General features: G+C 52.0%; 12 protein-coding genes. 9 read left to right on the top strand and 3 right to left on the bottom strand.

The annotated features are described in order from the left end of the window. Nucleotides 1-7 precede the first annotated feature (7 nt). Nucleotides 8-148: a hypothetical protein gene (locus tag FCN45_RS23660; RefSeq protein ID WP_167391175.1), complete on the top strand. Its 141-nt coding sequence runs from the start codon at nt 8-10 to the stop codon at nt 146-148. Here FCN45_RS23660 and FCN45_RS22595 read toward each other — a convergent pair. Together FCN45_RS22595 and FCN45_RS22600 are read right to left on the bottom strand one after the other, a co-directional pair. Further along, on the bottom strand, nt 135-1,247 hold the full coding sequence (locus tag FCN45_RS22595; RefSeq protein ID WP_137387366.1) for an MFS transporter: 1,113 nt from the start codon (nt 1,245-1,247) through the stop codon (nt 135-137). The genes FCN45_RS23660 and FCN45_RS22595 overlap by 14 nt on opposite strands. Further along, the gene (locus FCN45_RS22600; RefSeq protein WP_137387367.1) at nt 1,244-1,786 is read right to left on the bottom strand and encodes a TetR/AcrR family transcriptional regulator; all 543 of its coding nucleotides are present in this window, start codon (nt 1,784-1,786) and stop codon (nt 1,244-1,246) included. The genes FCN45_RS22595 and FCN45_RS22600 overlap by 4 nt, the downstream gene beginning before the upstream one ends. A gap of 175 nt (nt 1,787-1,961) precedes the next feature. On the opposite strand from FCN45_RS22600, the gene FCN45_RS22605 reads away from it, so the two are divergent. From FCN45_RS22605 to FCN45_RS22630, 6 genes are all read left to right on the top strand, one after another. Continuing rightward, the gene (locus tag FCN45_RS22605) at nt 1,962-2,588 is read left to right on the top strand and encodes a response regulator (protein ID WP_137387368.1); all 627 of its coding nucleotides are present in this window, start codon (nt 1,962-1,964) and stop codon (nt 2,586-2,588) included. A 29-nt stretch (nt 2,589-2,617) separates the two neighbouring features. Beyond that, nucleotides 2,618-2,998 carry an Hpt domain-containing protein gene (locus tag FCN45_RS22610; RefSeq protein ID WP_137387369.1) on the top strand — a complete coding sequence of 127 codons (381 nt, stop codon included), beginning with the start codon at nt 2,618-2,620 and terminating at the stop codon, nt 2,996-2,998. 247 nt (nt 2,999-3,245) lie between these two features. Then, nucleotides 3,246-3,803 carry a fimbrial protein gene (locus FCN45_RS22615; protein WP_371419608.1) on the top strand — a complete coding sequence of 186 codons (558 nt, stop codon included), beginning with the start codon at nt 3,246-3,248 and terminating at the stop codon, nt 3,801-3,803. Nucleotides 3,804-3,851: 48 nt separating this feature from the next. Beyond that, nucleotides 3,852-4,556, top strand: a complete 705-nt coding sequence (locus FCN45_RS22620; protein WP_137387370.1) for a molecular chaperone — start codon at nt 3,852-3,854, stop codon at nt 4,554-4,556. 62 nt (nt 4,557-4,618) lie between these two features. Then, nucleotides 4,619-7,162, top strand: coding sequence for a fimbria/pilus outer membrane usher protein (locus FCN45_RS22625; RefSeq protein ID WP_137387371.1), 2,544 nt, complete (start codon nt 4,619-4,621; stop codon nt 7,160-7,162). A 113-nt stretch (nt 7,163-7,275) separates the two neighbouring features. Then, nucleotides 7,276-7,569 (top strand): hypothetical protein, encoded by a 294-nt coding sequence (locus tag FCN45_RS22630; RefSeq protein WP_137387372.1) that lies wholly within the window; start codon nt 7,276-7,278, stop codon nt 7,567-7,569. Between the two features lie 143 nt (nt 7,570-7,712). Here the strand turns inward: FCN45_RS22630 and FCN45_RS22635 are convergent, their stop codons facing one another. Continuing rightward, nucleotides 7,713-8,846, bottom strand: a complete 1,134-nt coding sequence (locus tag FCN45_RS22635; RefSeq protein ID WP_137387373.1) for a fimbrial protein — start codon at nt 8,844-8,846, stop codon at nt 7,713-7,715. A gap of 499 nt (nt 8,847-9,345) precedes the next feature. Here FCN45_RS22635 and FCN45_RS22640 point away from each other — a divergent pair, with 499 nt between their 5' ends. Both FCN45_RS22640 and FCN45_RS22645 read left to right on the top strand, forming a co-directional pair. Continuing rightward, entirely contained in the window at nt 9,346-9,975 is a 630-nt protein-coding gene (locus FCN45_RS22640) for a response regulator transcription factor (protein WP_110866877.1), read from the top strand. Between the two features lie 122 nt (nt 9,976-10,097). After that, entirely contained in the window at nt 10,098-13,601 is a 3,504-nt protein-coding gene (locus FCN45_RS22645) for a transporter substrate-binding domain-containing protein (protein ID WP_246862577.1), read from the top strand. The last annotated feature ends 3 nt before the right edge of the window (nt 13,602-13,604 follow it).

The following is a 13,604-nucleotide window of genomic DNA, read 5'->3' on the forward strand; positions in this document are numbered from 1 at the left end:
GCTTCAGATGAGCAATCACCCTAAAGATAAACGCGACGTGAATGATGAAAAGCATCCCGCCAAGGACAATCCCAGCGAACACGGTGAGATCCCCAGAACGCGCGATGACAGTGAAGACGACAAAAAAGATCCGTTTAACGACGAATAACAAACATCATTAGCAACGGCAGCGCGGCAAACAGCGTTAATGCGGTTGGCGCGCCTGCCAGCATAAAGAGTTGTCCAAACAGCAGCGATCCCATCACCTGACCCGCAGCCAACATATAGAACAAGATGCCTACGCCAACGGCGGGGGCATTGTTGGTTGCTTCTGCGCCCCACACCAGCAACACGCCCGAGAGCGTAACATACGCCGCGCCACCCAGCGCCACGGCGGGAAACAGCCAGGCTGAATAGTGATGGCTGAACGCCAGTAGCAATAAGGGCACGGCAAGGCAGCATTGCGACAGCCAATAAACCCGCTTCATCCCCATCCATTTCGCCATCGGGCCGGTGAGCGCGCCGATAATGCCTGCTGCGCCAGCGATGAGCCACAACAGGCTAACCATGCGGTCGCTGACGTGAATGTGATGCAGCAGATCCGGGCCGAAGCTCCACCAAGCCGCGCTGGCGACGCCGCTGAACAGTGCAATGAAGATAAGGCGCTGCAGCGAACGCTGCCGCAGGTGGCTTAACCAGGATTCACGTTGAGCGTTTTCACTGTGATTGGGTAGCAGGCGCCAAATCGGCACCAGGCAGATCATCGCCAGCGCGGCAAAAACCGCACAGGCGATGCGCCAGCCGCCGGGCAGCCAGTACAAAATTGGCACTGACAACATAATGCCCATGCTGGTTCCGGCATTGATAACCGTGTTCATCTGCGGCTGTTGCTCAGCCTCAATACGCTGGCTGACGGCGCTCGCTAACGCAGGCGAGGCGAGACCGGCGCTCATACCGGCGATAAACAATCCCACGCCCAGCATCCACGGCGATACCGCGCTCGCGATGATCAACAAACCCAACGCGGCACACAGCGCGGCAACCGCAGCTGGAAATCGCGGCCCGGCGCGGGCGGTCATCATCGGCGCGATCAACACCGCCACACAGTAAGCGGCAAAGCTACAGGCCGAAAGCACGCCAGAAACGCGCCGGGTAAAGGGGATGTCGTGCATCACCTCGGGCATCATCAAGCCCCAGGCGAAACGCGCCATACCGTAGGTCACCGCGATAAGTGCAAACCCGGTGATGCCGAGCGCCGTACCCTTCATGTCTGTTCACTGAACGCGATAAGCTGCAGCGCGGCGTTTTTACCGGCTTCGCACGCCTGCGCCGCGCCGATGATCAGCGCGGAAGTCAGCACACCTTCAAACAGCAGCCAAACCGCATCCGCTAGCGCGACATGCTGCTTGCCGAGCGCCTGTTGAATGGCGCGTGCAATGTAATCGCGCATCTTGTGGCGGTAAGCCAGCGCCTGTTCAGCTAGCGCGGCATCTTCTCCGGCGTATTCGCCCCATGCCTTGAGAAACAAGCAGCCATTATTGCCATATTGCTGCATCCAGTCGGCCATCGCATCGAACATGTGGCTGACCGCTTGTGGATGGTCCGGCGATTGCAACGCGGCGAAGAAACGATCTTGTCGCGCCTCCAGCACCGCGGCCGTTAGCGCTTCACGCGAGGGGAAATAGCGATACAAGGTGCGCGTCGAGACATTCGCCTCGCTGCAAATGCGATCGGTGCTGATGGCGTGAAAGCCGTTGAGATAGAACAGCCGCTCGGCGGCATTGATGATATCGAGTTTCTTTTTCATCCTTAAAAAGTAAACCGATCGTTTTACTTTTGCAAATTTGGCTTGTCATCCATTTCGCCCATTTTGTAGGACATTTCCCCGGAATTGGGAATATCGCACCGCTTATCTGATTGTTTTATTGGTAAGTTATTTTAAACTACTTGGGACAACTCCTGTCGTCGTAGAAGAGGTGAAGATGGCGAGTATTTTGATAATTGATGATCATCCAGTCGCACGTCTTGCGGTTCGTTTTTTACTGGAAAAAGATGGGCATACGGTGGTAGCCGAAGCGGAAGAGGGCCACCAGGCGTTGAATATGATCAACGAACATCATCCCGATCTCATCGTGCTTGACCTCGATATTCCTGGACTAAGCGGCATTGAGCTGATCGTGAAATTGCGCGCAGCGGAATATCGCGGTGGCATTCTGGTGTTAACCGCTCGCGATGATGACCACTATTTGAGCCGCTGTATGAGCACCGGGGCCGATGGTTTTGTCGGTAAGCGTAATAATCTGGAAGAGCTGGGTGATGCGGTGCGCGCCGTGATGCGCGGTTACGGCTACTTCCCACTGAAGCGCCGCGATAATAAGGGCACCAATAAAATGCCCGAAGCGGAAGTGGATGCGATTAAAAATCTCTCAAGCCGCGAATTTCAGGTTCTGCAGCATCTGGCGCGCGGTATGAAAGTGATCGATATCTCTGAGATCATGCACATCAGCAATAAAACTGTCAGTACTTACAAAACCCGCATCCTGACCAAACTGGCGCTGAATTCTACACTCGAATTAATCGATTTCGCGCGTCGTCATCATCTCGATTAGTGTGCTGCGTTGCACAGAAAGAGGCTCTCTTGGCTAAATCTGCAAAATCCTTAGATTCACTACTTAGCCTGGAGCGCCTGCGCACGTTAACTGGCCACGATGAATCCCTGCTTTACGCCATGCTTGCCATGACACTAAAAAGTAATTCCACGGATTTAAACGTAGCTGCAGCGCTTTATGCCCGCGCGGATTGGGGTGAACTCGCCAAAAGCGTGCACCGTATTGCCGGAGCCGCGCAGATCACCGGCGCTCGTCGCGCTGAACATGCCTGTCGCCAGCTAGAAACAGCCTGCCTGCAATCTCCCCCTGACAACATCTTCTTAGCCAATCTGTGGTCGGAAGTCTCTCCAGCAGTTGAAGAGATCAATGCCAGTATTGCTGATTACCTCGAGCAGCATTCTGCTCAATAAATCCTGACGCCCGCATCAATGCTTACATTGGACTACAGCGGCCTACAAAATGGACTACAAGAATTACAGCCTATCTTGACAAATGTAGGCCTCCGCTCTGATACCTGACATCCCCTGTAAACCGTAATCTTTACGCCATCAGACGGACACCTTCCCTTAAGCAACACCAGGTCTTCTTAAGGATACTCAGTCTGAGGACCGGAGCGATTAGCCTCCACGTAAAAACGACAAACAGGGAATCATTCTCGTGAGCAAAACTACTCAATCTATTTTCGCTGCTTCCGCTTTGGCTCTGCTGGTGATGAGCGCGTCGTCTCAGGCATCAGACGGTACCATCACCTTTAATGGTGAACTGACTGCCAGTACCTGTGACGTTATCGTTGCCGGCCAGGGGGCAGATGCCACGGTCGTGCTGCCAACGGTATCAACTGTCAAGCTGGCAAACCCGTCTGATGTTGCGGGTCGTACTGGCTTCAACATGGCGCTGAATAACTGTAGTGGCACGTTGAAAACGGCATCAGCCTTCTTCGAAGCGGGTGCAACGGTTGACACCGTAACCGGTCGTCTGAAAAACATGGTCACGGCCCCTAATGGTGGTGCAACCAACGTTAGCCTGCAATTGCTGGATGGGGACAACTCAAACGTGATTCAGGCGGGCAACCAGAATCAAATCACAAAAAACACCTTCGCCGACGTGGCCTCAGGCAGCGGAACGCTGTCCTATGCGGTGGAGTATTTCGCCGAAAATGCCACCACCCCGGGTTTGGTATCAAGCAACGTCGTTTACTCAATTATGTATAAGTAGTCATCGTCAGGTGGGAGAAATCCCACCTTTCTTTCTCAGGATTTCAACATGAACATCTCCCGTAACAAAACCCTGCCTTTTTTTGCTTTGCTTTGGGCAACCTTAATGAGTGGCCAGGCATTAGCCAGCATCGTCATTACCGGTACGCGCGTTATCTATCATCAGGATGACAAAGAAGTCTCCGTGCAACTGAAAAACGTGGGAGCTTCACCCGTGTTGATCCAAAGCTGGGTTGATAACGGAGATGCCAATGCGACACCTGAGAACATTCAAACGCCTTACATCATCACGCCACCGGTGAACCGTGTTGATGCAGGGAAAGGGCAGACTTTACGTTTGTCTTTAAGCAATTCTGGCGCGTTTGCCCACGATAGTGAATCAGTGTCATGGCTAAACGTGCTGGAGATTCCGGCTAAAACCAAAGACAAGGCGGAACTTAATACCTTACAGATGGCGTTCCGCACCCGTATCAAACTGTTTTATCGTCCAGCAGGACTGAAGGGCGATGCGAATGAAGCGGTGAAATCGCTGAATTGGTCTGTGAGTAATGGCCAGCTGAAAGCCAGCAATCCAACGCCTTACAACGTCTCGCTAGTGACGGTTACGGTGAATGGACGCACGATTGACGGTGAAATGGTGCCGCCACTCTCCTCGTTGACTTTCAAAATCAGCGCCAGCGCAGGTGCCAACGTAAGCGGCGACTACGTTAACGATTTCGGGGCCGTTCAGCCTTTTACCGCTGCCATTAAATAACTTCTCTCTTGAATCTCTATCTCCTATAGCCGGCATGTCAGGACGTGCCGGAAGGCACGCTTATGACTTTTACCAGAGAATCTTCAATGCCACTGCGTTACACCTTATTAGCGAGCGCGGTGTTTACCGCGTTATTAAGTGGCGCACATCAAGCCTTTGCCGCTGAAGAGGCGGAGTTTGACGCCAGTTTTTTACAGGTCAGCAAAGGGGGAGCCATCGATCTGACGCGCTTTAACCAGGGCGCATCGGCTACACCCGGCACCTATCGCACGTTGGTGTACGTTAATGAACACTTGATTGCCAATCAGGATATCAACTTCCGCGAGATGGCAGATAAGCAAGTTCGCGCCTGCATACCTTCATCATTGCTGAAAAAGATCCCGTTTAATGCCTCGGCGCTGCCCGCGTCGGCTGCGGATCTGCTCACGAGTGAAAAGGATTGCAGCGATTTAACGTCTGTATTGCCGGACGCCAGCGTGAGCTACGACAGCAACCAGTTGCGTCTCGACATCTCCATTCCGCAAATCTATCTGAATAAGGTGCCACAGGATTACGTTGATCCAGCGTTATGGGATGAAGGGATCCCGGCCTTCATGTTGGGATACTCGACCAATGCCTACACCAGCCGCTCGGCGGGACAGGTGTATAAATCCTTCTTTGGCGGCGTGAACGCAGGGTTAAACATCGGCGGTTGGTACCTGCGTCACAACGGCAACTACAACTGGCAGCAACAAGGCGGCAGCGGTTATCAGTCGCTTAATACCTATGTGCAGCATGATGTAGTGCCATTGCGTGGACGTGTTGTCGTCGGGCAATCAAATACCAGCGGTGTAATTTTCGATACGCTGCCGTTCAGTGGCGTTCAACTGGCCAGCGACGAGCGCATGTTGCCGGAATCTCAGCGCGGCTATGCCCCGGAAATTCGCGGTATCGCGCGCACCAACGCACGCGTAACGGTTAGTCAGCAAGGTCAGGTGATGTATGAAACCACCGTGTCGCCGGGCGAGTTCCTAATCAACGATCTTTATCCTACCGGCTACGGCGGCGATCTCGAGGTAACGGTGATTGAAGCGGATGGCAGCAAAAGCAGTTTCCGCGTGCCTTATGCAGCGGTAGCGCAATTGCTGCGCCCGGGAACATCCCGCTATGACGTGACGGCGGGTAAACTGCGTGCCGACTACATTCGTGATGACGTCGCGCTCTATCAGGGCACCTGGCAATATGGCTTAACCAACAATGTTACCGGTTACGCAGGATTGCAGGCGAGCCAGAATTATTACGCGCTGCAAGGCGGAACGGCGTTAGGTACCCCGCTGGGTGCTTTTGCTTTTGATATTACGCAGGCCCGCACCCATTTGCGCAGCGTTGATGAGCAGCAAGATGCCAGCATAACCGGGCAAAGTTACCGTATTAGCTACAGCAAAGCGGTGCCGGAAAGCGGCAGTAATCTGTCAATCGCTGCTTACCGCTTCTCAACGTCCGGTTATATGGATTTTATGACAGCGATGCAAAGCCGTGATGCGCTGCAACGTGGCGCTAGCCTGGATTCCGTATATCGTGCAAAAAACCGATTCTCGGTCACCGCCGGACAAACGCTGCCGGATGTATGGGGAAATGTCTACCTCAGTGGCTCGGTGCAGGATTACTGGAATCGTCAAGGTAACGAAAAACAGTTCCAGCTTGGCTATAACAATCGCACCGGTTCCGTGTCATGGGGGATTTCCGTCAACCGTAGTTACAGCAGCTATGGCAGTTCACAAAACAGTTACTTGCTGAGTTTCAGTATGCCGCTGGGTAATGATAATCAACGCCATACGCCGCTATTACGCACTGAACTTTCACATGACAATGATGGTCGTTGGGGGCAACTCGCCTCGATTGCCGGTACGGCGGGAGATAATAACCAGTTCAGCTATGGCGCAACGGCGCGTCACGCTGCGGCAGGTGATGGCAGCAGCGGCTCGCTCAATGGACAATATCGCGCCAGTGCTACTAACCTCAGCGGTTCATTGAGTACGGGTAAAGGTTACCAGAGCGGTTCTGTGGGACTTAATGGTACGATCGTGGCACACAGCGGTGGTGTAACCTTGAGCCCGTACACTGGCGATACCTATGCACTGGTGGAAGCCAAAGGTGCGCAGGGCGCGAGCGTGTCGTCCTATCCGGGCGTGTTTGTCGATAACAGCGGATATGCGCTGGTACCTTATCTCAATCCCTATCAGATGAATGAGATCGTGGTGGATCCCAAAGGCACGTCAGCGGGCGTGGAGCTTGAGAACACCTCTTCACGCGTCGCACCTTATTCAGGTGCGGTGGTGAAAGTGAAATACAAGGCGCACCGTGGTCTGCCAATACTGATTTCCGCGAACTGGCAAGGCAAACCCTTACCGTTTGGCGCCGATGTGCTGGACAGCAAAGGCAAGCAGGTGGGTTCCGTGGGTCAGGCGGGACAGGCATACGCCTTGGTGGAACAAGAGCAGGGCACATTGACGGTGCGTTGGGGTAATGATGCAAATCAATCGTGTCAGTTACCCTATAAACGCATGCCTGAAGTAAAAAACAGCAAACCTGCACTGCAATCCTTTAATGCGGTTTGTGGTCGCTAAATGTCAAGTGCCTGATGGAGCAACTCCGCCGGGCAGTTAAACATCGCTAAAAACTTTAGTTTTACTCAATTTGGCCGATTATTAAGGTGTCATTCTTGATAAGAGGCCACAACATGACTCCCCGCAACGCCATCCTGTTTGCCTTTCTCACCAGCTTATATTCAGCCAATGTGCCAGCTTCGGGCAGCACGCTTCATTTTCAGGGTTATTTAAAAGAAGAGACGTGCGAGATAACCTTGCAGCAAAAAAACGTTAAGACCCATTGTCCCAGAACCACTCAACCGCGTATTTCAGCAATTCGCTCTGATGTCCGATTCAAGGCTTTGCCTGGTCGTCAAGGCAGTATGAAGTTAGTGTGGGTTGATAATACAAAGCAGAAAGGAATTATTACGACGACCTATCGTTGAGTATTGCAGGTGAATGGAACGCGATTGACTGCGACCTCACCAAAACGGTTGGTTTGCACGTTTCGTACTAACATGATGGGATTCAGATATAAAAAAGGGAATAAGGTATACAACCTTATTCCCGCTCATTTAACAATGCTTAATCAGTAATAGCTTATATTGAAAATCACTTTACCATTTGCAACACCAGGTGAAACGGTGCCGCCTGTTTTTATATAGCGCGCGGAGAAAGGCAGTAAAACCGTCCCCACCGCGTTACTGGCCATATTTTTATCGAGCGTCTGGTTGAGATTGACCGGTGCAGGTGAAACCTTTCCGTCGGCTATTTGAATACCTATACCTTGTGCGGAATCAGCACTGTTGTCCAGACTCATAATGCTCTGAGCGGCGTCAATGACCCCATTACTCGGTGTGAATCTAATTTTGATACTGTTCGTCACCCAGGTTCCTGCGGCAAATCCGCTGCCAGTATGATACGTAGGCGGTGCGCTGGGATTGGAATAATTACCCTGAAATGCTGGGCAGTTGGTCAATCGAATATCAAATGGCACCCATGAGGTGGCATTGGCTTTGCCTGTACCAAACCAGCTATTGATTTCCCATTTGCCCATGTTGACGTTGACATCGGGTGTGGTGCAACTGGCGGCGATCACATTCAGACTGCCGGAGAAGTTAAGTCGATAGGGCGTATCAGGAATATTTACTACAGGCGTAACAGATCCGGTGGTCAATAAAACGGTTGGCAACTGTGCACCATTAACTGTACCTGCACTCATTGGGCCGGTCTTAATAAAATGAAGAGTAAATGAGTTACCATAATAAAAATGATAGGCTGTATTTCCCACCGGCGTCGTCCACTTTTTTACCGCTGAAGTGGTAATGGCTTGATTGGCGGTAGTACCGTCATTATTGACAATGGCGACACCAAGACCGGGAACACCTGTTTGAAATACTGCGCCCGCATAATTTCCAGTCCAGCCCGGAACTAATGCCGGTGCATTGGTCAGGCTAAGATACTGGTCAATACTGAACCCATTTGATGTTCCTTCAGGACGACAAACTAACCAAGGTTGTTTACCTGTACTGCCTATCACCTTAAGGGTATGCACTGTCGAGCCAACCGGAACGTCAGCGCCAACGGAAATATTCGCAACTGAAAGCGGAACAGTTAAATTTACCGGGCCAGAACCGGGATCATAATCACAGCGATCTGCCCAAGCCAATAGGCTTGTGGTATTAATCAGTAAAAATAATATAGCGACGATAATTTTCTTCATGACAAACTCGAATTCACGCGTTTAGTGGAATGTGCTAAAGGCAAAGTTAGGGATTGGACGTCATTTTAATAATTGTTTTACCGGCACTCCATCAGAGTGGAATCGCAATCATGTAAGGCATTTCGTACAAACAGCGTTAGCGAGATTTTTATCTACTTTGAAAAAATAGTGTTCTGCTCATTCACAGGTCACGCCTCTCATCCTTATGCACCGTTCTGCAACGGGCGTATCAGAAAAAAGCTATGCCACGACTCACATCCATCTTCCCGCTGGGTAAAAATTCTCTGAGCCCTACAATTTGGTAAAATGTGTTGTTAAGTTATATTGTTACAGCAGGACGAGTAGGATCGGATTGGCGCAAAACTGCTGAAAAGCTCAGGGTCAGGAATAGGAAGCATAAGTAATTTCCTACAGACCATTCTGTTAAAACCGGATAGTGTAATCCGCCCTGGGAACTCATTGATAACCCGCTCAGCGTAGTCATCAGGATCTCATTTCTATGAAAAAAGTAATCATTGTTGATGACCATCCGGTTATCCGATTTGCCGTAAAAATGTTGCTGGAACGCAATGAGATGGAAGTGGTGGCCGAAACCAATAACGGTGTCGACGCTATTCAGAAAACACGGGAATGTTTGCCAGATTTAGTGCTGCTGGATATTGGGCTGCCAAAAATTGATGGTTTCCAGGTGCTGGAGCGGCTGCGCACCCTGAATTTGTCGCTAAAGATCTTAGTGCTGACATCGCAGTCCAGCAGCCATTTTGCCCAGCGCTGTAAACAAGCCGGTGCAGATGGCTTCGTCACCAAATCTGATGATATGAGCGAATTATTAGATGCCATCAAAATGGTGATGCGCGGGTACAGTTTTTTTCCGCAATCAACCTATCAATCGTATGAGCAAACTGACAGCTATCATGATGACGACGGCTTGTTAGAGCAACTTTCCGATCGTGAATTGAGCGTGTTAGTTAGCATCGGTAAGGGCATGGGTAATAAACAGATTGGCGAACAATTGCTGCTGAGTGAAAAAACGATCAGCACTTATAAACATCGTCTAAAGCAGAAGCTCAATGCGCAGTCGCTGATCGATCTAATCGATTTTGCCCGTCGTAACAACCTGATCAAATAGCCGGTGCTATGCGTACGCTTTGCTGCATTTTCCTGATATTGCTCTGTGCCGCGCGGGTTCCTGTGCAGGCGAAAGAGTTTCATTTACTGACTCGCGCCTCATTTGAGGGGCTCAAACCGCTAGTGCTTTCGACGGAAGACCGTCATCTGCTGCAGGATAAAAAGCAGTTAGTAATGGGCATTTTTCCCAGCGAGTCACCGCCTTATGGCATGACTAACATGCGGGACGAATATGAAGGATTGAGCGCCGACTATGCTGGACTGGTAGCTAAACAGCTCGGCTTAACGCTGCACATTGAGCAATATGCGTCGCTGGAGCAAGCACTCAATGCGTTGAAAAGTGGCAAGATCGATTTGGTGCCGTCGCTCACTGCGCAGCAGGATGAGAGCCCGCTGCTTTTTTCTGATCCTTATGCCAGCGAACAACCGGTTCTCGGCATGCGCGCCAACGATAACGACCCTTTGCCCGGCGATCTCCACAATATTGATGTGGCCGTGGTGAAGACCTATCTGCCTTTAAGCCTGCTGCGTCAGGCTTATCCGCACGCTAATTTCCGCATGTATGAAAATTATCAGGATGCGCTGAGCGCCGTCTCCTTTGGAACCGCGCGTGTCTATCTGGGCAACAGTTTTTCCCTCAGCCGTAACTTTTTAAATAATTTGCGCATGGTCCGCTTTAGCCAGCTGCCGCAGAAGATGATCAGTTTTGCGTTTTCCGAGCAGGCGACAGAACTTCAAACGCTGGTGAATCGTGCAATCAGTAACGTGCCGCAGGAAGAGAAAAACGAACTGTTGCGTATTTGGCAGCCCGACATGGTGGGGATGAACCAGTCGCTGAATACCCCACCTTTCACCGCTGAGGAACGTAAATGGATGATGGCGCATCCGGTGATAAAAATGGTGATGTTCAGCCAGGACAAAGCCGCGCCGATGACCATTATCGATCAGAGTGGCGCGCTGCGTGGCATGGTGAGCGACCTCATTACGCTGGTGACATTAAAAACCGGCTTGCGCTTCAGTTTTGAAACCGTGGATACCTCCCAAGAGTTGGTAAACCGCGTCAACAGCGCCGATTTTGATATGTTCGCCTCGCTGACTCCCAGCGCTCAGCGCGAGCAGCAAATTCTGTTTACCCGACCTTATCTGCGCAGCACCTTTGCCCTGACCACGCGCGTGGGTAACAACGATATTCATTCGCTGCCCGATCTGCGCGGCAAGCGGCTGGCGATGGTCGCCAACACCAGCGTCGAAAATATGGTGCATGCGCGTTATCCGGAAATTGAGATTGTGCCGGTACAGAACATCACAGAAATGATGGCGAAGGTGGACAAGGGCCAGGCCGATGCGGGCGTCGATATTCTGGTGATGGTGGATTATCAGATCAAAACTCACTTCCAGAATAAGTTAAAGATGGTCAGCGCGATTGGCAGTTCGCCCGCGTGGGTTTCGTTTGGCGTTGGACGCGCCGATCCCGAACTGCGCAGCATTCTCGATAAAGTGCTGCTGAGCATTCCGCCGGTGGAGATTGAGGAGCTGGCCAACCGCTGGCGGCCCAGCGACCTGATTGTTTACGACAGCTTCTGGCAGCGCTATCAGGCGGTGCTGATCGCCAGCATCATCTTCTTTGTATTGCTCATGTTGATGGTGATCGGCTGGGCGCTGTATCAGCGACAAATTATCCGCCGGAAAGCCGAGCTGCGGCGTGAACTGAATGTGCAGCTGGCACAGTTACAAGCGTTGGTGACCAGCATGCCGTTCCCGGTTTCACTGCGCGACAAAGATGGTCGTTTAACCTACTGTAACCGGCGCTATTTAGTGGAAACCGGTGTGATTTATGAAGAGGCGTTGGGCAAAACCATGCCCGAACATCCCGGCTTACGCACGCCAGAGCAGGCGGCGTTTTACCACAATCAGCTGATTGATGTGGTAAAAACTGGCGTTCCGATCGTTGAAGATCGCCGTTATGACCTGTGGGACAACCCGGATTCTTCGATTGGCGTCACCGTTTATCAGTGGATCCAGCCGTTTAACGACAGCGATGGCAACGTGGTCGGTGTTATCGCCGGTTGGATGGACATCTCCGAGCGTGAAGCGCTGTTTGCCGAACTGCGCGAGGCCAAAGAGCGGGCAGAAGATTCCAGCCGCGCTAAATCAGTATTTCTCTCGACCATGAGCCATGAAATCCGTACACCTATGAATGCAATTATCGGCATGCTGGATATGGCGCTGAAAAAAGGGCGCAGCGGCGAGCAGGATTTGCAGGCATTAGAAGTGGCATACGATTCGGCGGAAAGTCTGGTGGGGCTGATTGGCGATATCCTCGACATCTCGCGCATTGAAGGCGGCCAGCTGGAATATCATCCGGAAGCGGTGCATCCCGGCAAGCTGATCGATAACCTGATGAAGGTGTTTCAGGGGCTGGCGATTGACAAAAATATCACGCTGACCAGGCACATTCCCGAAGATGGGTTGGAGCAGGTGCTCGCCGATCCGTTGCGCATCAAGCAGGTGCTGTCCAATCTGTTAAGCAACGCGATCAAATTCACCGATCAGGGCGGCGTCTCACTGACACTCACCCAACGGAAAGATGTCGCTGCCGGCCACGTGTATCTGGTGATTGAAGTGCAGGACAGCGGCATTGGTATTGATGAAAAACAGCAGGCCGCGCTGTTTAAACCCTTCAGCCAGGCCGATAACCGCCGCGCCGGAACCGGGCTTGGTCTTTATATCAGCCGTACCATTTGTGAAAAGATGGGCGGAACCTTAACGCTGAGCAGTGAAAAAGGTGTGGGAACCTGCGCCCGCGCTACGTTGATGTTGCCGATGGCGGAAAGTCAGAGCCTCGAGCTGGAAGAGAAAGCGGAAGAGGGTGAAAAACTGCCGCTCCGTTCGGTGCTGGTGGTGGATGATAACGCAGCTAACCGTATGCTGCTGGCGAAACAGTTGAGTTGGTTGGGGCAACATGCGGATTTGGCCGCTGATGGTCATGAAGCATTACAGATGTGGCAGCGTGGCAATTACGATGTGGTGATCACCGACTGCAATATGCCGGGTTTAAATGGTTATCAACTAACCGAGATTATTCGTGAATCGGAAGAAGATTTAGGGCGTGAACCGATTTGGATCATGGGCTTTACCGCGAATGCCATGCATGTGGTAATCAAACGCTGCCTGGAAGCCGGCATGAACAGCTGTCTGTTTAAACCCTGCTCGATCAGCAGCCTGGCGGCCGCACTGCGCGCGATTGGTGCAGAACAAACTCCAGCGGACGTCACCGTGCCTGCAGCGCCAGAAAGTAGCGACGTCGATCGCCAGATGGAAGCGGCCATGCGCGATTTGATGGTTGCCACGCTGGCGGAAGATTTGACGCAGCTAGACGAGCTCAACCTCGACCATCATCGTGCTGAAATTGCCGATCTGGTACATCGCATCGCGGGCAGCGTGCGTATCGCCCGCCAGCATCGGTTGGCTGATGCCTGTCTGCAGCTGGAGATCGCCTGCCGCGATCCACAACAGCAAAGCGACACATTGCAGCCACGCTTGAGTGAGCTGGTCACGCGGTTGGCAGCTTACCAAGCGCAGCTGGAGAGTGTAGCGGTTCTGAGTGATATCGCCGAAGAGGAGTAAATA

It is taken from the genome of Pantoea sp. SO10 (assembly GCF_005281435.1).
Taxonomy (GTDB): Bacteria; Pseudomonadota; Gammaproteobacteria; order Enterobacterales; family Enterobacteriaceae; genus Pantoea; species Pantoea leporis.